This is a genomic window from Methylobacterium sp. CM6246 (assembly GCF_054818005.1).
This window is the reverse complement of record NZ_JBTXKY010000001.1, coordinates 1,565,387-1,585,847: the sequence shown is the minus strand read 5'-3', so window position 1 is coordinate 1,585,847 and position 20,461 is coordinate 1,565,387. Positions and strand designations below refer to the sequence as shown.

17 protein-coding genes are annotated in these 20,461 nt (G+C 70.8%); 13 read left to right on the top strand and 4 right to left on the bottom strand.

Annotated elements, in window-relative coordinates; all coding sequences use genetic code 11:
- The 7 genes from ACYQPG_RS07900 (at position 1) to ACYQPG_RS07870 (ending at position 12,108) form a co-directional block, all read left to right on the top strand.
- Positions 1 to 912, top strand: a complete 912-nt coding sequence (locus ACYQPG_RS07900; RefSeq protein ID WP_461230684.1) for a DUF58 domain-containing protein — start codon at positions 1 to 3, stop codon at positions 910 to 912.
- Between the two features lie 7 nt (positions 913 to 919).
- Positions 920 to 3,739 (top strand): DUF4159 domain-containing protein, encoded by a 2,820-nt coding sequence (locus tag ACYQPG_RS07895; RefSeq protein ID WP_461230683.1) that lies wholly within the window; start codon positions 920 to 922, stop codon positions 3,737 to 3,739.
- 238 nt (positions 3,740 to 3,977) lie between these two features.
- The gene (locus tag ACYQPG_RS07890) at positions 3,978 to 6,062 is read left to right on the top strand and encodes a hypothetical protein (protein ID WP_461230682.1); all 2,085 of its coding nucleotides are present in this window, start codon (positions 3,978 to 3,980) and stop codon (positions 6,060 to 6,062) included.
- 383 nt (positions 6,063 to 6,445) lie between these two features.
- Positions 6,446 to 8,347, top strand: a complete 1,902-nt coding sequence (locus ACYQPG_RS07885) for an extracellular solute-binding protein (protein WP_461230681.1) — start codon at positions 6,446 to 6,448, stop codon at positions 8,345 to 8,347.
- The gene (locus tag ACYQPG_RS07880) at positions 8,344 to 10,197 is read left to right on the top strand and encodes an extracellular solute-binding protein (protein WP_461230680.1); all 1,854 of its coding nucleotides are present in this window, start codon (positions 8,344 to 8,346) and stop codon (positions 10,195 to 10,197) included. The genes ACYQPG_RS07885 and ACYQPG_RS07880 overlap by 4 nt, the downstream gene beginning before the upstream one ends.
- Before the next feature lie 4 nt (positions 10,198 to 10,201).
- A complete protein-coding gene (locus tag ACYQPG_RS07875) occupies positions 10,202 to 11,305 on the top strand; it encodes a microcin C ABC transporter permease YejB (protein ID WP_461230679.1) in 1,104 nt (367 codons plus the stop codon).
- Between the two features lie 266 nt (positions 11,306 to 11,571).
- Positions 11,572 to 12,108 (top strand): DUF2059 domain-containing protein, encoded by a 537-nt coding sequence (locus ACYQPG_RS07870; protein WP_147906371.1) that lies wholly within the window; start codon positions 11,572 to 11,574, stop codon positions 12,106 to 12,108.
- Positions 12,109 to 12,146: 38 nt separating this feature from the next.
- On the opposite strand, the gene ACYQPG_RS07865 is transcribed toward ACYQPG_RS07870, so the two are convergent.
- The gene (locus ACYQPG_RS07865) at positions 12,147 to 12,935 is read right to left on the bottom strand and encodes an AraC family ligand binding domain-containing protein (RefSeq protein ID WP_147906370.1); all 789 of its coding nucleotides are present in this window, start codon (positions 12,933 to 12,935) and stop codon (positions 12,147 to 12,149) included.
- 62 nt (positions 12,936 to 12,997) lie between these two features.
- On the opposite strand from ACYQPG_RS07865, the gene ACYQPG_RS07860 reads away from it, so the two are divergent.
- Both ACYQPG_RS07860 and ACYQPG_RS07855 read left to right on the top strand, forming a co-directional pair.
- Positions 12,998 to 14,194, top strand: a complete 1,197-nt coding sequence (locus tag ACYQPG_RS07860) for an MFS transporter (RefSeq protein ID WP_461230678.1) — start codon at positions 12,998 to 13,000, stop codon at positions 14,192 to 14,194.
- A 67-nt stretch (positions 14,195 to 14,261) separates the two neighbouring features.
- Positions 14,262 to 14,780, top strand: a complete 519-nt coding sequence (locus tag ACYQPG_RS07855) for a GNAT family N-acetyltransferase (protein ID WP_147906368.1) — start codon at positions 14,262 to 14,264, stop codon at positions 14,778 to 14,780.
- A 31-nt stretch (positions 14,781 to 14,811) separates the two neighbouring features.
- Here the strand turns inward: ACYQPG_RS07855 and ACYQPG_RS07850 are convergent, their stop codons facing one another.
- Entirely contained in the window at positions 14,812 to 15,993 is a 1,182-nt protein-coding gene (locus tag ACYQPG_RS07850) for a multidrug effflux MFS transporter (RefSeq protein ID WP_147906367.1), read from the bottom strand.
- A gap of 92 nt (positions 15,994 to 16,085) precedes the next feature.
- On the bottom strand, positions 16,086 to 17,060 hold the full coding sequence (locus tag ACYQPG_RS07845) for a c-type cytochrome (RefSeq protein WP_461230677.1): 975 nt from the start codon (positions 17,058 to 17,060) through the stop codon (positions 16,086 to 16,088).
- A gap of 298 nt (positions 17,061 to 17,358) precedes the next feature.
- Here ACYQPG_RS07845 and ACYQPG_RS07840 point away from each other — a divergent pair, with 298 nt between their 5' ends.
- From ACYQPG_RS07840 to ACYQPG_RS07825, 4 genes are all read left to right on the top strand, one after another.
- Positions 17,359 to 18,102 (top strand): 3-deoxy-manno-octulosonate cytidylyltransferase, encoded by a 744-nt coding sequence (locus ACYQPG_RS07840; protein ID WP_461230676.1) that lies wholly within the window; start codon positions 17,359 to 17,361, stop codon positions 18,100 to 18,102.
- Positions 18,103 to 18,127: 25 nt separating this feature from the next.
- A complete protein-coding gene (locus ACYQPG_RS07835; RefSeq protein ID WP_147906421.1) occupies positions 18,128 to 18,985 on the top strand; it encodes a prephenate dehydratase in 858 nt (285 codons plus the stop codon).
- 65 nt (positions 18,986 to 19,050) lie between these two features.
- Entirely contained in the window at positions 19,051 to 19,347 is a 297-nt protein-coding gene (locus ACYQPG_RS07830) for a BrnT family toxin (RefSeq protein ID WP_147906364.1), read from the top strand.
- A 13-nt stretch (positions 19,348 to 19,360) separates the two neighbouring features.
- Positions 19,361 to 19,630 carry a BrnA antitoxin family protein gene (locus ACYQPG_RS07825; protein ID WP_461230675.1) on the top strand — a complete coding sequence of 90 codons (270 nt, stop codon included), beginning with the start codon at positions 19,361 to 19,363 and terminating at the stop codon, positions 19,628 to 19,630.
- Positions 19,631 to 19,637: 7 nt separating this feature from the next.
- On the opposite strand, the gene ACYQPG_RS07820 is transcribed toward ACYQPG_RS07825, so the two are convergent.
- Positions 19,638 to 20,363 carry a tyrosine-protein phosphatase gene (locus ACYQPG_RS07820; RefSeq protein ID WP_419829119.1) on the bottom strand — a complete coding sequence of 242 codons (726 nt, stop codon included), beginning with the start codon at positions 20,361 to 20,363 and terminating at the stop codon, positions 19,638 to 19,640.
- Positions 20,364 to 20,461 lie beyond the last annotated feature (98 nt).

Below are 20,461 nucleotides of genomic sequence, written 5' to 3'. Positions count from 1 at the left end.
TTGGTCGCCACCCACGCCCTCGACGCAGGCAGGCGCAGCCCCGGCCGGCGCGAGAGTGAGGGCGCGACGGCCCTCTCCGAAAGGATGCCCCGCCTCGTGCTGGAGGCGCGGCGGGTATCGAGCCTGCTGGCCCACGGCCTGCATGGTCGCCGCCGGGCCGGGCCGGGCGAGAGCTTCTGGCAGTTCCGCCCCTTCGTCACCGGTGAGGCCGCCGCGCGGGTCGACTGGCGCCGCTCGGCCCGGGACGACCGGCTCTACGTACGCGAGCGGGAATGGGAGGCGGCCCACAACATCTGGCTGTGGATGGACCGCTCCGCGTCGATGGGGTTTTCGTCCGACCTGGCCTCGGCGTCCAAGATCGAGCGGGCCCTGGTCCTCGGGCTGGCGCTGGGCGACGCCTTCGTGGAGGGCGGCGAGCGTGTCGGGCTCCTGGGGTTGACCCGGGCGACGGCATCGCGGGGCATCGTCGAGCGGATGATCCAGGCGCTGGTCGCCGACAAGGCGGGCCTGGAGCAGGACCTACCGCCCCGGGCGAGCCCGGCGCGCTTCGACGAGGTCGTTCTAATCGGCGACTTCCTCACCGATCCCGCCCGGATCGCGACCGCGGTCCAGGCCCTGGCCGGACGGGGCAGCCGCGGCCACCTGCTGATGGTCGTGGACCCGATCGAGGAGACCTTCCCGTTCTCGGGCCAGGCCGTGCTGCACGACCTCGAAGGCGGGCTCAGCCTCGATATCGGCGACGCCGATTCCTGGGGCGTCCGCTACCGCGCCCGAATCGCGGAGCATCGCGCCGCCCTGCAGGCGATCGCCCGCCAGCAGGGTTGGACACTCACCCTTCACCGCACCGACCGCCCGGCGAGCGAGGCGGCCCTGCGGCTCGCCACGCTGATCGCCGCGCGCGGCCCGGAGTGAGGCCGCCATGCTCGGTCTGACCTTCGCGGCGCCCCTGGCGCTCGCCGCCCTGATCGGCCTGCCGGCCCTGTGGTTCCTGCTGCGGGTGACGCCGCCGCGGCCCCGGCGGATCGACTTCCCGCCGCTCAAGCTCGTCGCCGACCTGATCCCGCAGCGGCAGACGCCGGCACGCACACCGCCCTGGCTGCTGCTCCTGCGCCTGCTGATCGCCGCCGCGTTGATCCTCGCGGTGGCAGGCCCGGTCTGGAATCCTGGTGGCGTCGGAGCCGGTGGCGGCCGCAGCGCGCTCCTCGTGCTACTCGACAACGGCTTCGCCGCCGCCCACGATTGGCGCGACCGGTTGCGGGTCGCCACAGACGCCGTGGAGGGTGCGGCCCGGGACGGCCGGCCGGTGGCGGTGATCGGCCTGGCCGAGCCGCCCGCGGCCTTCGAGGCCAAGACCCCGGCCGCGGCCCTGGAACGCCTGCGTGCCCTGGCGCCCCGCCCGATCCTGCCGACCCGCGACGCGCATCTGACCAGCATCGGGACGTTCCTGGAGAAGAACCGCGGCGCAGGGCTCGTCTGGATCAGCGATGGCGTCGCCGGAGCGAGCGACGAGCGCTTCGCCAAGGGCTTGGCCGACCTCGTGGGCGGCAGCGGCGCCGCCCTGACGGTGTTGCGCGCCGACAGGCCTCCGGCCCTGGCCCTCACCGCCGCGGAGACCGGCGGCACCCTCACCGTCCGGGCCCTGCGCGCAGCCCCGAACGGGCGCGACGCCGGCGTGATCCGGGCGCTCGACCAGAAGGGCTTGCCGCTCGCCGAGCGCGACATCGCCTTCGCGGCCGACGCCACCGAGGCGACGGCGACGTTCGAGATGCCGGTGGAACTGCGCAACAGCATCAGCCGCCTGGAGATCGCCGGTGAGCGCTCGGCCGGGGCCGTGGTGCTGCAGGACGAGCGCGGCAAGCGCCGCCGGGTCGGCCTGGTGTTCGGCGGCACCCTCGACCAGGCCCAGCCGCTTCTGGCGCCGACCTACTACCTCGCCCGGGCGCTCCAACCCTTCGCGGACGTGCAGGAGGCGCGCGGCGCCAAGGGTACGGCGGAATCGATCAACCAGCTCCTCGACAACCAGGTCTCGGTGCTGGTGCTCGCCGATGTCGGCGCGCTCGACGAGAAGACCACGGCCCGGGTCGAGAGCTTCGTGAAGGCCGGCGGCATGCTGCTGCGCTTCGCCGGCCCGCGGCTCGCGGCCGGCAACGACCCGCTCGTGCCAGTCCGCCTGCGCCGGGGAAACCGGACGCTCGGCGGCACCCTCTCCTGGGACAGCCCCAAGACCCTGGCGCCGTTCCCGCCCGAGAGCCCCTTCGCGGGCCTGACGCCGCCGGCCGATATCGGCGTGCGCCGCCAGATCCTGGCCGAGCCGGACGGCGACCTGCCGAACCGGACCTGGGCCTCCCTGCAGGATGGCACGCCGATCGTCACCGCGCAGAAGCGCGGCCAGGGCACGTTGGTGCTGTTCCACGTCACCGCCGACACGACCTGGTCGAACCTGCCGCTCTCGGGGCTGTTCATCGACATGCTCCGGCGCGTGGTCGGCTTGGCCGGCACGGCAGCGCCCCCCGCGGGCGAAGCCAGTCGCGCATCCGCCGTGGTGCTCGCCCCTCGGGTGACACTGGACGGGTTCGGCGCGCTCGGCTCGCCACCCGCTTCGGCCACCGCGGTGGCGGCCGATTACGCCGACCGGGGGAACACCGAGCACCCGCCGGGCTTCTACGGACCGGCCGACGGCGGCATCAGCGTCAACGCCCTGAAGCCCGACGACCGCCTGAAACCCCTCGACACCGCAGCGCTCGACGGCGCCCGGATCGGAACCCTCGCCGGAGCCGAGACCCTGGACCTGCGCCCGACCCTGTTCACCATGGCGCTGCTGCTGCTCGCCCTCGACACGCTTGCGGGCCTGTGGCTCGGCGGCTTCCTGCGCCGCTCCGCCTGGGCGAGCCGTCTGCGCGGACGCCCGGCGGCGTTGGCCGTCGCGGGCCTCGTGCTGTTCGCCGCCCTCCCGGCACAGCCGCTGCGCGCCGAGGAACCGGCGGCCAACCGGCCGAACGGCATCGAATCCGCCCTCGTCACCCGGCTGGCCTACGTGATCACCGGGGACGCCGCCGTCGATGAGGCAAGCCGGACCGGCCTGTCCGGCCTGACCCAGATGCTCGCCTCGCGCACCGCCCTGGAGCCGGGTGAGCCCGCCGGGATCGATCCGGCCAAGGACGAGCTCGCCTTCTACCCGCTGATCTACTGGCCGATCGCACCTTCGCGGCCCCAGCCCTCGGAGACGGCGATCCGCAAGATCGACGCGTTCATGCGCAACGGCGGCACGGTCCTGTTCGACACCCGGGACGCGCTCACCGCCCGCCCGGGCGGACCGCCCTCCCCGGAGGGAGCCTACCTCCGCAAGATGCTGGCGACCCTGGAGGTGCCGGAGCTGGAGCCGGTGCCCCTCGACCACGTGTTGACCAAGGCGTTCTACCTGGTCGACAGCTTTCCCGGCCGCTACGCCACCGGCCAGACCTGGGTCGAGGCGCTGCCCCCCGCCGCCGAAGGCGCCGAGCGCCGCCCGGCCCGGGCCGGCGACGGCGTCAGCCCGATCATCATCACCGGCAACGACCTCGCCGCCGCCTGGGCGGTGGGCCGCCGCGGCGAACCGCTCTACCCGGTGGTCGGCGGCGACCAGCGCCAGCGCGAGATGGCCTTCCGGGGCGGCGTGAACATCGTGATCTACACGCTCACCGGTAACTACAAGGCGGATCAGGTCCACGTGCCCGCGCTGCTGGAGCGGCTGGGGCAGTGATTTCCTTGGACAACCAGCGAAGCGCCGAAGGCCCTCCCCCCTCTGCAGGTAACGAGCGGCACGAGCTCGATGCGCGGGTGCTGATGCAGGCCGCGACGCGCTCCCTCTCCCGTACGGGAGACGGAACCTGCGTTTTCCGCGCTCACGCCACGACGACGGCGGCGGTTGCAACCTGCGAAGCCCGTAACTTTGCGGATGGAAGAAGCCCCCGCATCACGAAACCGGAGCGCTCCGCCCCATGCTGAGCCTCAGCTTCACCCCCCTCCTCCCGTGGCCGGTCCTCGCCGCCCTCGGGCTCGTCGTCGTCGTCCTGGCTCTGCTCGCCTTCGTGGCGCGGGGCCGGACCGCCCTGCTGCGCGCGCTGGTGCTCGCCCTGGTGCTGGCCGCCCTCGCCAACCCCGCCCTGGTGCGGGAAGACCGCGAGCCGGTGAAGGACATCGCGGCGATCGTGGTCGACCGCTCCGGATCGCAGGCGCTCGGCGACCGGCCGCAGATGACCGATGCGGTCCGGGCCGAGTTGCAGCGCCGCTTCGGCGCGCTCACCAACATCGAGCCCCGCTTCATCGATGTGCCCGACGCAAAGGACGGCGACGACGGCACCAAGCTGTTCACGGCGCTGGGCCAGGCGTTGGCCGACGTGCCGCCCGAGCGGCTGGCCGGCATCGTGATGCTCACCGACGGCGTGGTCCACGACATCCCATCCTCGATGGCGCAAATCGGCATCAAGGCGCCGCTCCACGTCCTCGTCACCGGCCATCCGGACGAGCGCGACCGCCAGATCAAGCTTCTGGAGGCGCCGCGCTTCGGCATCGTCGGCAAGGATCTCACGATCCGCGCCGAGGTGATGGAGCGCGGCGGCACCGGCCATGCGGTCGTCACGATCCGCCGCGACGGCGAGGAGATCGGCCGGCGGGACGTACCCACCGACAAGCCGTTCGTTCTGACCACCCGGATCGAGCATGGCGGCCCGAACGTGGTCGAGATCGAGGTCGAGCCACTCCCGGGCGAACTCACCACGGTCAACAACCGCGCGGTCCTGCCGATCGAGGGCATCCGGGAGAAGCTCCGGGTACTGCTGGTCTCCGGCGAGCCGCACCAGGGTGAGCGGACCTGGCGCAACCTGCTGAAATCAGACGCTAACGTCGACCTCGTGCACTTCACCATCCTGCGCCCGCCGGAGAAGCAGGACGGGACGCCGATCTCCGAATTGTCCCTGATCGCGTTCCCGACCCGCGAGCTGTTCGTTCAGAAGATCAAGGATTTCGATCTGATCATCTTCGACCGCTACGCCAACCAGAGCGTGCTGCCGCAGGCCTATTTCGACAACATCGTCCGCTACGTCCGCGAAGGCGGCGCGCTGCTCGTCGCCGCCGGCCCCGAATATGCCGGGCCGGCGAGCCTGGCCCGCACGCGGCTCGCCGGCATCCTGCCGGGCGATCCGGACGGGCGCGTGGTCGAGCGCCCCTACAAGGCGACCCCGACGCAAGTCGGCCAGCGCCACCCGGTCACCCGCGACCTGCCGGGCTCCGACGCGAACCCGCCCGCCTGGGGCGACTGGCTGCGCATCGTCCAGGCCCGCACCCGGCCCGGCATTCAGCCGATCCTGTCCGGCGCCGAGGGGCTGCCCCTGCTCGCCCTGTCGCGCGAGGACAAGGGCCGCGTCGCGCTGCTGCTGTCCGACCATGCCTGGCTCTGGGCGCGGGGCTACCAGGAGGGCGGCCCCTATCTGGATCTGCTGCGCCGCCTGGCGCACTGGCTGATGAAGGAGCCGGCCCTCGAAGAGGAGGCCCTTCGGGCACAGACCACCGGCCGCGGCCGCGAGGTGCGGGTCGAGCGCCAGACCATGGCCGAGCAGGTCGAGCCGGTCACCGTCACCGGGCCGACCGGCAAGGTCACGACGCTGACCCTCAAGCCCGGCGAGCCCGGCCTGTTCACCGCCACCTTCGACGCGGAGACCCTGGGGCTGCACACCCTGCGCTCGGGCAACCTCGTGGCCTTCGTCAGCGTCGGCCCGGCGAACCCGCGCGAGCTCGCCGACGTGTTCAGCGATACCGAGCGGCTGAAGGCGGTGGCCGAAGGCTCCGGCGGCTCGATCCGCCGGGTCGCGGATGCCGGCGGCACCACCCAGGTGCCGCGGCTCGCCACCGTGCGCAGCGGCCGCCTGGCCGGCGGAGACTGGATCGGCTTCCGCCCCAGCGACAGCGCCAACATCCGCGGTGTCGAGGTCTACCCGCTGGCGCTGGGCCTCGCCGCCCTCGCAGCGCTCGCCGCCGCCGTGCTCGCGATGTGGCTGGTCGAGGGCCGCCGCGGGCGTGCGGTTTAAGTTTTTGTGACTCGGCGTCTCGCCACCGCCTCCCCAACCGCGACGCTTTCCCTCCCCCCTCTGCGGGGGAGGGTGGGCCCTGCGTCAGCAGGGGTCGGGAGAGGGGCAGCGCGACGGTTCAGGATGAAGCAACCGTTGCGCCCTTTCCAGAAACGTTGCTCCCCTCTCCCGACCCGCTTCGCGGGCCACCCTCCCCCGCGGAGGGGGGAGGGCGTGGCGCGGATCCAGCCCGCCTCAAGAAGCCCCACGCCGCAGGTGACGTCACGGTCGCGCACCGACCGGCAAAGAAGCGGCCTCGACGCCCGGGCCGCACCCGGCCTAAGACCCTTCGGAAGCCCGAATTCCCGCACCGCCTGGTGCGATGACATGGAGATAGCCTGCCCGTGACTGGACGCCTCCTTGCCGCCACGCTCTGCATCGCCTGTCTCCAGTTCGCCCCCGCCCGCGCGCAGGAACCGGCGGCGAGCGCGGCCGCCACGGAGGCGGCGATCCCGGCTGCTACCGGCCAGTGGACCCACGCGATCACGCTGATGGGCGAGCCCAAATACGGCCCCGGCTTCAAGCATTTCGACTACGCCGACCCGGCCGCGCCCAAGGGCGGCATGGTGCGCCTCGGCATGCAGGGCGGGTTCGACAACTTCAACATGATCGTCTCGGGCCTGAAGGGCGACCTCGAAGGCGGCGTGCTGCAGATCTACGATACGCTGATGACCGAATCCTCGGACGAGCCGTTCACGTCCTACGGCCTGCTGGCCGAGGCGGTCCGGGTCGCCCCCGATCTCGGATCGGTCTCGTACCGCCTGCGCGACGACGCCCGCTGGCATGACGGCCAGCCGATCACCCCCGAGGACGTGGTCTGGTCCTACGGCGTGCTGAAGGCCAACAGCCCATTCTACGCCGCCTATTATCAGACGGTCGCCAAGGCCGAGGCGACCGGGCCGCACGAGGTGACCTTCACGTTCACCGAGACGGGCAATCGCGAATTGCCGCAGGTGATCGGCCAGTTGCGGGTGCTGCCCAAGCACTGGTGGACGGGCAAGGACGCCAACGGCAAGCCGCGCAGCCCGACCGAGACCACCCTGGAGCCGCCGCTCGGCTCCGGCCCCTATCGGCTCGCCAAGTTCGAGCCGGGCCGCAGCGTCACCTACGCCCGCGTGCCGGATTACTGGGGCAAGGACCTGCCCGTGAATGTCGGGCGGTACAATTTCGACACCGAGCGCCACGAGTACTTTCGCGACGGTACCGTTCTGGTCGAGGCCCTGAAGGGCGACCTCTACGACTTCCGGGCCGAGAACATCGCCCGCAATTGGGCGACCGCCTACGACGATTTCCCGGCCGTCAAGGAAGGGCGCCTGATCAAGGAGGCGTTCCCAGAACGCGGCATGGGCATCATGCAGGCCTTCGCGTTCAACACGCGACGGGACAAGTTCAAGGATCCCCGGGTCCGCCGGGCGTTCAACCTGGCACTCAACTTCGAGGAGATGAACAAGAACCTGTTCTATGGCCTCTACAAGCGGATCAACTCCTACTTCTTCGGCTCGGAACTAGCGTCCTCGGGCCTGCCCGAGGGGCAGGAGAGAGAGATCCTGGAGAGCGTCAAGGACAAGATCCCGGCTTCGGTCTTCACCGCGTCCTATGCCAACCCGGTCAACGAGAACCCGGAGGCCGTGCGGAAGAACCTGCGTGAGGCCGTGGGGCTGTTGCGCGAGGCCGGCTACGAGCTGCGCGGCGGCAAGATGGTCAACAAGACGACCGGCGAAGCGCTGACCGTCGAGTTCCTGGAGTTCCAGAACGCGTTCGAGCGGGTGATCCTGCCCTTCGCGGCGCAGCTGAAGCTGATCGGCATCGATGCGACGATGCGGGTGATCGACGCCGCGCAGTACCAGAACCGGATCCGCGACTTCGACTTCGACATCACCACCAACGCCTGGGGCGAGTCGCTGTCGCCGGGCAACGAGCAGCGCGAGTTCTGGGGCTCGGCGGCGGCCGACAAGTCGGGCTCGCGCAACCTGATCGGGATCAAGGATCCCGGGATCGACGCGCTGATCGAGAAGGTCATCTATGCCAAGGATCGGGCCGGGGTGATCGCCGCGACCAAGGCCCTCGACCGGGTGCTGCTGGCCCACGATTACGTCGTGCCGCAATGGTCGGCGAGCGAGCAGCGGACCCTGCGCTGGAACCGGTTCAGCCACCCCGCCGTCCTGCCGCGCTACGCCGGCTCCGGCTTCCCGACGACCTGGTGGTACGACGAGGCGCGCGCCGCCAAGACCGGGGCCCCGCGGTGACGGGCCGGTCCTGGCGGCCGAGCCGGCGCGGCCTCATCCTCGGCGCCGGCGCGCTCGCCGCGATCCGTCCCGCCTGGGCCGACGGCGAGGAGCGCCACGGCCTGTCGAGCTTCGGCGAGCTGAAATACGGCCCCGGCTTCGAGCATTTCGACTACGTGAACCCGATCGCCCCCAAGGGCGGCCGGTTCTCGACACAGCTCGCCGGCACCATCGGCAACCAGTCGCTCAACACCTTCAACACGCTCAACATCTACGTGCTGCGCGGCGACGGTGCGGCCGGGCTGGACCAGACCTTCGACAGCCTGATGGTCCGCGCGCTCGACGAGCCGGACGCCGTCTACGGGCTGGTGGCGCGCGCCGTGACGGTGAGCCCGGACGGGCTGACCTACCGGTTCGCGCTGCGCCCGCAGGCGCGGTTCCACGACGGCTCGCGGCTGACCGCCCGGGACGCCGCCTTCAGCCTCACGCTCCTGCGCGACAAGGGTCATCCCTCGATCTCCGAGGTGATCCGTCCGATGACCGAAGCCCGGGCCGAGGGCGACGAGACGCTCGTCGTCACCTTCGCCGAGGGCCGCGCCCGGGACCTACCGTTGTTCGTGGTCCAGCTGCCGATCTTCTCGGCGGCCTATTACGGCGGGCGCGACTTCGAGGCCTCGAGCCTGGAGGCTCCGCTGGGCTCCGGCCCCTACCGCGTCGGCACCGTCGATCCCGGCCGCTCCATCGGGCTGGACCGGGTTCCGGATTACTGGGCGGCGGACCTCGCCGTGGCGGCCGGGCAGAACAACTTCGACACGATCCGCTACGAGTATTTCCGGGATCGCACCGTGGCGTTCGAGGCGTTCAAGAGCGGCGCCTTCACGTTCCGGGAGGAGTTCACCGCCCGGGTCTGGGCCACCGGCTACGACTTCCCGGCCGCCGGTGAGGGGCGGGTGATCCGACAGACCGTGCCGGATGCGCGGCCGAGCGGGACGCAGGGCTGGTGGATCAACACCCGCCGCGAGCCGTTCCGCGACCCGCGCATCCGCGAGGCGATCGGCCTGTGCTTCGACTTCGAATGGTCGAACCGCAACCTGATGTACGGCGCCTACACGCGCACCGCCTCGTTCTTCGAGAATTCCGACCTCAAGGCCACGGGCAAGCCCTCGGCCGAGGAGCTGGCCCTGCTGGAGCCGATCAAGGATCTGCCCCCGGAGGTGTTCGCCGAGGCCTGGACGCCGCCGGTCTCGGACGGGTCCGGGCAGGACCGGGCGCTGCTCAAGCGGGCCGACGCGCTTCTGCGCGAGGCCGGCTGCACCCGCCAGGGCGGCGGCCTGCTGCTGCCGGGCGGTCAGCCCCTGGCGATCGAGTTCCTGGACGACGATCCCGTCTTCCAGGCAGTGACCCAGCCGTTCATCCGCAACCTCGGCCTGCTCGGCGTGAAGGCGACGCACCGCACCGTAGACCCATCGCAGTATCAGGCCCGCGTCAACGATTTCGACTTCGACGTCACGTCCCGTCGCTTCTCCGGTGGTGTTACGCCGGGCACGGAATTGCGCGAGCTCTACGGCTCCCGAGCGGCGGCCACCAAAGGCTCCAACAACCTGTCGGGGATCGCGGACCCGGCGGTCGACGCGCTGCTCACGGCCATCGCGGATGCCAAGTCCCGCGCCACGCTGAGCACCGCGTGCAAAGCCCTCGACCGCGTGCTGCGGGCCCAGCGTCTCTGGGTGCCGATGTGGTATTCCGGCGCCCACCGCCTCGCCCTTTGGGACGTCTACGGGCGCCCGGCGAATCCGCCGAAATACGATCTCGGCGCCCCCGGTACCTGGTGGTTCGACGCCGCCAAGGCCAAGCGGATCGGGCGGGACTGAGACCATGCTCGGCTACATCCTGCGCCGCATCGGCCTGATGATCCCGACCCTGTTCGGGATCATGCTGATCACCTTCACCATCGTGCAATTCGCCCCGGGCGGCCCGGTGGAGCGGGTTCTGTCGCAGATGAAGGGCCAGGGCGACGGCACCCTGTCGCGGGTCACCGGCGGAGGCGGCGACCTCGGCGGCGGCGGTCGTCCGGCAGGGGGCGGAGAGGGCAACTCCCGCTATCGGGGCGCGCAGGGGTTGAGCCCGGACTTCATCGCCAAGCTGGAGCAGCAGTTCGGCTTCGACAAGCCGGCCCCGGAGCGTTTCGCCAAGATGCTGTGGGACTACGTCCGGTTCGATTTCGGCCGCAGCTATTTTCGCGACGTGACGGTGATCCAGCTGATCAACGAGCGGCTGCCGGTCTCGATTTCGCTGGGGCTTTGGATGACGCTCTTGTCGTACGCGATCTCGATCCCGCTCGGCATCCGCAAGGCCGTGAAGGACGGCGAGCGGTTCGACCGCTGGACGTCCTTCGTGGTGATCATCGGCTACGCGATCCCGGGCTTCATGTTCGGGCTGATGCTGATCATCCTGTTCGCGGGCGGCTCATTCTATCAATGGTTCCCCCTACGGGGCCTGACCAGCGAGGGCTGGGAGAGCTTCTCCGCCTGGCACAAGTTCACCGACTACGCCTGGCACCTGGCGCTCCCGCTCACCGCCCTGGTGATCGGCGCCTTCGCGACCTCGACCCTGCTGACCAAGAACTCGTTTCTCGACGAGATCCGCAAGCAATACGTCCTGACCGCCAGGATGAAGGGCCTGTCCGAGCGGCGCGTGCTCTACGGCCACGTCTTCCGCAACGCCATGCTGATCGTGATCGCCGGTTTCCCGGGCGCGTTCATCTCGGCCTTCTTCACCGGCTCGCTGCTGATCGAGACGATCTTTTCCCTCGACGGCCTGGGCGAGCTGTCGTTCCGGGCGATCGTCGGCCGCGACTACCCGGTGGTGTTCGCGACCCTCTACATCTTCTCCCTGCTCGGGCTGGCGGTGAACCTGCTCTCGGACCTGATCTACGTCTGGATCGACCCGCGCATCGATTTTTCCGCCCGGGCGACGTGAGGGCTCGGGCGCGCGGCCGATCGTTCCGCGTCGTCATCGGGGTGGTCGCCGCCAAGACGTTGAGCCGCTGGACAAGCTGACGATCCAATCCATCCGGATCTGCATCCGCTGTCGGGATCGGGCAATTTCTGAAGGCGGCCCAAGTGGATCCGCTCCAGTTATTTGTCATCGCGATCGCCCAGGTGCATTGATCCGGATCACAATTACGATAGCAGTGCCCGGGCCGTGCAACGTTGGATCGTACGGCGATCGTGACCGGAGCAACCATGCGCCTCTCGACCCTTCTCGTCGGCCTCTGTCTCGGAACCGCGCTGCCCGGCACGGTGCTGGCGCAGACGGCGCAGAAACCCGCTTCGGCCGCGGCGCCGGATCCGGCCTTGCTGAAGGTCGCCCGGGAAACGGTCGCGCAGATGCAGGGCGATCGCGCCGCCACGCTCAGCTCGATGGCCGCCCCGATGGTCGGCATGATGCAGCAGATCGGCATCAAGGAAGCCGACAAGGCGCAGGTGCTCGTGCAGGAGGTCGTGATGCCGACCCTGTCCGCGCATTACGACGAACTCCTCGATATCCAGGCTCGCGGCTTCGCCACGATCCTCGGCAAGGACGACCTGCAGGCGATCGCGGCCTTCTACGCCACGCCCACCGGCAAGCGCCTCGCGGCCGCCCAGCCGCAGCTCGCCCAGATCCAGCTGGCCGGCATGCAGCAATGGATGCAGGCGGTGGCGCCCGAGATGCAGGGCAAGATCGTCAAGGCGGTCCAGGACCACGGCTGGGGCCCGGGCGGGCAAGCCAAGCCGAAGTGATCGGCTGATCCGGTTCGGGTGATGGAGGCGCGGGCGGCCTACGGCGTTCCACCGCCGCCCAGCACCCGCGCCACCGTGCTCCGCAGGGCCTGCGCGCTGCGATAGCCCACCGCGGCTGCGACCATGCCCGGTGGGCGGCCCTCGGCGGTCAGCGCGAGCGCCCGGATCACTCGGGCCCGCGCCCGCCAATCGCCGAAGCTGAGCCCAGTTTCGGTGCGGAACCGACGGGTCAGGGTGCGTCGGCTCGCCCCGGCGCGGTCGGCCCAGGCGTCGAGGTCGTCGGCCGCGGCGGGATCCTCGATCAGGCCGAGGCAGACCCGGCGCAGGCGGGCATCCCGCGGCAGCGGCAGGGTCAGCGGCGTCTCGGGCGCCCGGCCGATCTCGTCGAGCACCAGGGCGGCGAGGTGACCGCCGCGGCCGGCCTCGTCGTACAGGACCGGTTCCTCCGCAAGGGCGGTCAGGGCGGAAGCCAGGAGCGCGGAGACCGCGATCACCCGGCAGATCGTCGGAAACGCGTCCACGGCGGCGGGGTCGAGATAGGCCGTGCACAAGGCCACGGGTCCGTGGGTGACCGTGGCGTGGGGCAAGCCCGGCGGGATCCAGAGGGCGTGCCCCTCCGGCACGACCCACGTGCCGTCCTCGGCCGCGGCGCTCATCAGCCCTGCCGTTGCGTAAAGGAGCTGCGCCCGGATGTGTGCATGCAGGCCGGTGCCGCTCCCGGCCGGAAGCGGCTTGCGGACGACCGCGACCGGCCGCGGCACATGTTCGTAGTCGGCAGCGGCGGTCGATCGCGGCACCACCGGCGATTTTGGCCCGTTCGCATCCATATCCGGCCCGACACCGCCATCGGGCCAGGGTATCAGCGGTCGATCCCGGAGGATACGCCGCGATGGATGCCGAAACCCTGTCCCGCCGCACGCTGCGCTTCGTCAACGTCGCGCACGCCCTCGACCACTACGTGCTGCTAATCTACCCGACCGCGGTGATCGCCATCGCGGCCCAGACCGGCCTGAGCTACGGCGAGCTGATCGGGTTGGCGACCGGCGCCTTCGTGGCCTTCGGGTTGTGCTCACTGCCGATGGGCTGGCTCGCGGATCGGTTCGGCCGGCGCAACCTGCTGGCGGTGTTCTTCCTCGGCTACGGCCTGTCCTGCCTCGGGGTGGCGAGCGCCACCACGCCGCTGAGCTTCGCGCTCTGGCTATGCGTGCTCGGCCTCGCCTCGGCGATCTACCACCCGGTCGGCTCGACCATGCTGGTGACCCATGCGCGCCGACTCGGCCGCGACCTCGGCATCAACGGCGTCTGGGGCAATCTCGGCGCGGCCTCGGCCTCGGGCGTCACCGCGCTGCTGGCCGCCAGCGTCGGCTGGCGGGCCGCCTTCGTGGTCCCGGGCCTCGTCTGCCTCGCCTGCGGTGCCGCCTTCCAGGCGATGGTGCCGGGCGACGGCGAGGCCGGCGGCAAGAAGGCCGGGGGCGCGGCCGCGATCGCAGTGAGCCGACCCTGGGCGCTGATGGCGCTGTATGGGGTCGCGATCTTCGCGGGCGGCGTCACCTTCAACCTGACGACGATCAGCCTGCCCAAGGTGATCGACGAGGGCGTCGGCCAGGCGCTGCCGCTGGCGCTGATCGGCTCGCTCGCCACCGTGGTTTTCCTGGTCGGGGCGCTGATGCAGCTCGCCATGGGCCGGCTGATCGACCGCTTCAGCCTGCCGTCCTTGTTCGTCACCCTCTCGGTGCTGCAGCCGCTGGGGCTGGCGCTCGCGGCGCTGAGTACCGGCCTGCCGCTGCTCGCCGGGCTGATGCTGGCCATGACGGCGATCTACGGCCAGGTGGTGATCAACGACGCGATGATCGCCCGCTACGTGCCCCCGGCTTACCGGGCCCGGGCCTACAGCGTGCGTTACTTCGTCGGCTTCACCGCCAGCGGCTTCGTGGTTCCGGCGATCGCGGTGCTGCACGACCGCGGCGGCTTCGCGCTGGTGCTCGGCATCGCGGCCACCTGCGGCGCGGTGATCTGGCTCGCGGCGCTCGGCTTCCTGAAGCTGACGCAGGGCGAGCCGCGCCCCGCCCTGGCGGCGGCGGAGTAGGGATGACGGTTTGCGAGCCCGGGCCGGCGCTGCTACGCGGCGGCGGTTCCGAGCCGCGAGCCCGCCCTTGACCACACTCTCCCTCGTCATCAGGCCCGAGCGGCCGGAGGACGCCCCCGCGATCGATCGCCTCCAGGCTCGGGCCTTCGGTCCCGGACGGTTCGCCCGCACCGCCTATCGCCTGCGCGAGAAGGCGGCCGAGCGGATGGACCTCGGCGTCACCGCCTCGGTCGGCAGCTTCCTGGTGGGCTCGGCGCGGATGGGCCCGGTGCGCACCGGGTCTTCGCGCTTCGTCATGCTCGGTCCCCTGGCGGTCGACCCGAGTTTCGAGGGCCGCGGCATCGGCGGCACCCTGACCCGCGCGGCGATCGAGGCGGCGCGGCAGGCCGGCGAGGGTCTGGTGATCCTGGTGGGCGACGCACCCTATTACAGCCGCTTCGGCTTCACCCCTGTGCCGCCGGGCCGCCTGACCCTGCCAGGCCCCGTGGACCCGGCCCGCGTCCTATGGCTGGAACTGGCCGACGGTTTTCGCCAGGGCATATCGGGCGCCGTGGAAGCGTTGCGCCCGGAAGAGTCCCGGTCTTGAGCTTTCTTGTCGCTTCGCGGCGCGGTTGCGGTCACGCCCGCCGCAACGCCAGGGCCGCGATCAGCCCGGCGGTGAGCAGCGCCAGGGCCACGGGGGTCGCCGAGGTCGCGGGCCAGGCCGAGGCCGCGGCTGTGAACAGGGCCCCGAAGGTCATCTGGGTGAAGCCGTAGAGGCTGGAGGCCGAGCCCGCCGCGTGCGGATCGACGTTCATCAGCCCGGCCACCGCGTTGGGGCTGAGCAGGCCGACCCCGACCGCGTAGGCGAAGAGCGGCACGATCAGGGTCACGACGCCGAGCATCCCGCTCCGGTCGACCAGCAGCAGCGCCAGCGCCGCCGCGATGCAGAGCAGGTTGCCACTGCGAGCCGCCTTGCGGATCGGCACCCGGGTCGCGAGCCGGCTCGCCAGCACGGCGCCGCCGACCATGCCGAACACGACGATCAGGCAGTCGAACCCGACCTCCTGCGAGGAGCGCCCGAGCCGGTCCACCAACAGGAACGGCGCCACCGCCAGGAACGCGTAGAGGCTGGTGCCGCCGCAGGCCCCGGCGACCAGATAGGCGCGGAACACGGGTACCTTCACCAGCCGCAGGTAGCCCGCCAGGATCGCCACGAGTCCCGGCAGAGCCACCTTGTGCCGATTGGTCTCCGGCAGGGTGAACACCACGAGGGCGCCGAGCACCGCGACGATCCCGGCGAGCACCACGAACACGGCGCGCCAGCCGAAGGCCTCGTTCACCACCCCGCCGATCGCCGGGGCCAGGGCGGGGGTCAGCGTCATGGCGGTGGTGAGGATCGCGAGCTTCCGGGCCGCGTCCTCCCGGGTCGAGACGTCCCGCACCATGGCCCGGCCGATCACCAGGGAGCCGCAGGCCCCGAGCGATTGCAGCACACGCGCCACCAGGAGCACGCCGATGCTCTGAGCCGGGATCGCCAGCAGCAGCCCGGCGAGGTAGAGGCCGAGCCCGCCGATCAGGATCGGACGCCGCCCGAACCGGTCGGAGAGCGGCCCGTACAGCAGCTGGCCGCCCGCGAGCCCGATCAGGTAGACCGTGATGGTGAGTTGCGCGGCGGCCGTCGTGATGCCGAGGTCGGCAGCGGCGGAGGCGAGCGCGGGCACAAAGATGTGCAGCGCCACCGTGCCGGTCATGGTCACGCCGACCAGCAGCGGCAGGGGCGCCCGGCGCGCTGCCGGTTCCGGACTTCGATCGGGCAAGCGGAATCCTTATCGGTGTCTGACCCGAACGGAGATCGGGTCGCGGACGCCTCAAGGCAAAGGCCGGGCCTGAACGCCCGGCCGGGTCGCCGCTAGTTCTTCGGCGTCGGCAGGGGCGCGTTCTGGTCCTTGGTCGGGCCGTCGACCTCCAGGTCCTTGGCGCGATCCACCGCCTCGGGGTTGGCCTGAGCCGGCGGCTCCTTAGCGGCCGGGGCGGACGGCGCCGTCGGCTCGGCCGGGATCAGGCTCGACGGCGTGCCGTGCTGGTCGCCGTCATGAGCACCGGCCGGCGGAGCCGGGGCGTTGCGGTCGCTCGACTCGCTCGGCGCCCGGGGGCTGCCGGCGGACTTCTCCTCGACCGGCTTGGCCGTGCTGGTGTCGGCGGGCTTGGCCGGGCTGTCCTTGCCCTCGGAGCCCTTTCCGGCCGCGGGCTTGGCAGCCGAAGGCTTCTCCTCGGACGCCGGCGCGGGTGCGGGCTTGTCCTCGGGCTTGGCGGCGGCCGGAGCGGCCTCGGGCTTCGCCTCGGTCTTCTCGACGGCGGGCAGAGGCTTGGGGCTGTCGGCGTTGTTGCGCAGGTAGGCGATGACGTTGGCCCGGTCCTGCGGCGACGCGATGCCGGCGAAGGCCATCTTGGTGCCCTTGGCGTAGGCCTTCGGGTTGGTAAGGAACGCGTCCAGGTCGTCGTAGGTCCAGGTGCCGCCCTTCTCCTTCAGGGCCGCCGAGTACTCGAAGCCGGCATGCCCCCCCTTCGGGCGCTCGACCACGCCGTACAGATCCGGGCCGACCTTGTTGGGGCCGCCCTTCTCGAAGTTGTGGCAGGCATGGCAGGCCTTGGTGCCGGCCTCGCCCTTCTCGACGTTGGCGCTGGCGAGCCGGACGGCGATTGGCTCGACCTTGGCCTCCGGTGCCGCCGCGGCGGTCTGCGGCTCAGGCTCGGGCAGGTCGTAGCCGGCTTTGCCAACCGGCTTCGGATGGTAGATCAGCTCGGCGACGAAACCCGATCCGGCCGCGAACAATAAGGCGCCGAGGACGGCGCCGAGAACCTTGTTCACCTCGAACGAGTTCATGCTCTTCTCTCGATCTGCCCATGCCCGTCACAGGCAGGCACGCCGGGACACAGGACCTTGGAAGATTTCAAGGGTGCTTAGCCGTTCCGGCACGATCTTGACAATGCCGGTGGGGGGATACGTTCCGTCGCGGGGCGAAACGCGCGTTCCAAATCGCCGAGCTTGTTACCCGGCGGCATCATTTTGCCGGATCGTGTGGCCCGGCGCCCCGGTCCCGCAAGGGACGACAACCCGGAGCAGGCCTGCTAAGCACCCGCGCTTCGCTGGCGGACGCCTCAGCCTCAGGTCCGAGCCCTTCATGTCCGATCCCCTCGTGCTGATCCCGGCCCGCCTCGCCGCGACGCGCCTGCCGAACAAGCCGCTGGCCGAGATCGCCGGCGAGGCGATGATCGTCCATGTCTGGCGGCGGGCCATGGAGGCCGGGATCGGTCCGGTGGTGGTGGCGACCGACACGGCCGCGATCGCCCACGCCGTCGAGGCGGCCGGCGGCATCGCGGTGATGACCCGGGCCGACCACCCATCCGGCTCGGACCGCCTCGCCGAGGCGCTGGAGAGCGTCGATCCGGCGGGGCACCATGACGTGGTGGTCAACGTGCAGGGCGACCTGCCGACCATCGACCCGGCGATCATCGGGGCCTCGATCGGCCCGCTTTCCGACCGCACGGTGGACATCGTCACGCTCTGCGCACCGATCACCGATCCGCACGATGCGGAGAACCCCAACGTGGTCAAGCTCGTGGGCCATCAGGTCGGCCCAGGGCGGCTGCGCGCGCTCTACTTCACCCGCGCCCGCGCCCCCTGGGGCGACGGCCCGCTCTGGCATCATATCGGCCTCTACGCCTATCGCCGCTCCGCGCTGACCCGCTTCGTCGCCCTCCCCCCCGGCGAGCTGGAGACGCGGGAGAAGCTGGAGCAATTGCGGGCGCTGGAAGCCGGTATGCGCATCGATGCCGTCATCGTCGACGACCTGCCGCTCGGCGTCGACACCCCAGCCGACCTGAAGCGCGCCCGCGCCCTGCTCCAGGCCCGACGCCTGAACTGAACGCATGACCAACGCACCGACGCCCATCACCGACCGCACCATCGCCTACCAGGGCGAGCCCGGGGCCAATTCGCACATCATCTGTGCGCAGGCCTTTCCGGACTGGACGCCGTTGCCCTGCCCCACCTTCGAGGACGCCTTCGCGGCGGTCACGGAGGGCCGGGCCCAGCGGGCCATGATCCCGATCGAGAACTCGATCGCCGGCCGGGTGGCCGACATCCATCACCTGATCCCGACCTCGCCGCTGCACATCGTGGCCGAGCACTTCCTGCCGATCCACTTTCAGCTGATGGTCCTGCCGGGCACGGCGCTGGAGGCGGTGCGGACCGTGCACAGCCATGTCCACGCGCTCGGCCAGTGCCGACGGATCGTCCGGCGGCTCGGCGTGAAGGCCGTGGTCGCCGGCGACACGGCGGGCGCGGCCCGCGAGGTCGCGGAGATCGGGGACCCGAGCCGGGCCGCCCTGGCACCCGCGCTCGCCGCCGAGGTCTACGGCCTCGACATCCTGGAGCGCGACGTCGAGGACGAGGCGCACAACACCACCCGCTTCGTGGTGTTCTCCCCCGATCCCGAGCCGGCCGCGGCCGGGGCCGGCCCGTGCGTGACGAGCTTCGTGTTCCGCGTCCGCAACATCCCGGCCGCGCTCTACAAGGCACTGGGCGGGTTTGCGACCAACGGCGTCAACATGTCGAAGCTCGAGAGCTACATGATGGACGGCGAGTTCACCGCCACGCAGTTCTACGCGGAGGTGGACGGCCACCCCGAGGATCCGGGCCTCGCCCGGGCGCTCGACGAACTCGGCTATTTCTCCCGCGAATTGCGGGTGGTCGGCACCTACCCGGCCCACCCGTTCCGCGAGGCCGCGCGGCCGGCGGCGGAGTAAAGGCATCTGGAGGGCGTCTGCGGGACGGGTCTTGCAGTAACGACAATCCGTAACTACGCTACACCATGGGCTTTCAGTGGGAGCCCGAGAAGGATGCGGCGAACCAAGCCAAGCATCTCATCGGATTCCGCCAAGCGGCCGAGATCTTTCGCGGTTTTAGGCTGACCCGCGAAGACACGCGCCGCGACTATGGCGAGCGTCGGTTCATCGCACTGGGTCTGTACGATGATGCTGTGCTGCGGGTGGTCTACGTTCAGCGGGCGGGCGACATCCGCATCATCTCGGCATGGAAGGCGAGCCGCCATGACAGGCAAGTCTACGCAGAGGCGCGTACCAGAGCGGGCGGCGACCGTCCGGTTTGACGACTATACCGACATGCCCGCGGCAGAGCCGCTCAGCCCGGCGTTCAACGTCTTGGATGACGCGGAGATCGAGCGGCGAGCCGCAGCCGACCCCGATGTCGGATTAATTCCGCCGGGCTTCTGGGACGAGGCTTCACCGTCGACCGTCGAGACGAAGGAGCAAATCACGCTACGCCTCGACTCGGATGTGCTGCGGCATTTCCGGAGCGCCGGAAAGGGCTACCAATCGCGGATCAACGCGGTGCTCAAAAGCTACGTCAGGGCGCAGGACAAACGACGTTAGGGCGGCCTCACTCCCGCCGCAGCACCGTATCCGCGGCGAGGTCCGACCAGAACCCCGGCCGAAAGTCGCGCTTGAGCGCCTCCGGATCGTAGATCGTCTCGACCCAGGTCAAGAAATCGATGCCCCTCGCCTCACCCTCCACCAGGTACCGGGCGAAGAATGCGTCGAGGATGCCGGTCTTGGCAAAGCGGAGATGGCCGTAGCGGGCCGAGAGCTGGCGGGCGGCCTCGGCCACCGGGCGGCCCTCGTGCAGGATCAGGTAGAGCGCCGAGGCGAGCCCGGCCCGGTCGGCGCCCGACTTGCAGTGCATCACCGCCGGGTACTGGATGTCGGCGAAGAAGGCCTTCGCGCGGAGCAGGGTGTCCCGGTCGGGTGCCTCGCGGGAGCGCAGGACGAACTCCACCAGCGTGAGCCCATGCCGCTCGCACGCCTCGCGCTGCAGCGGCCACGAGCCGTGCTCGCGCCCGCCGCGCAGGGAGATGATCGTGCGGACGCCCTCGGCCCGGAAGCGGGCGAGCTGGTGCGGGCCGGGCTGGGCTGAGCGCCAGATCCGGCCCGTGCCCACCCGGTGTCGGTTGAGATAGGCCAGCCGGAACACGCCGTGATCGATCAGCAGCATGTTCGCCCAGGCCTTCAGCCGGTCGCCGGGGCCGGCAATCGGCCGCTCGAAGCGAGCGATCCGGGCCATGCGGCGCGCGTAGCGCGTCTCGGGCTTGAGGAAGCGGTTGAACACGATGAGGCTGCCGCGGAATCGGGAGCCGGCTCTACCAGCCCCCCGGAAGCCCGGCAATTCATCCGTCCGACCGCCCGATCGCGGCCTTTCCCCACCCC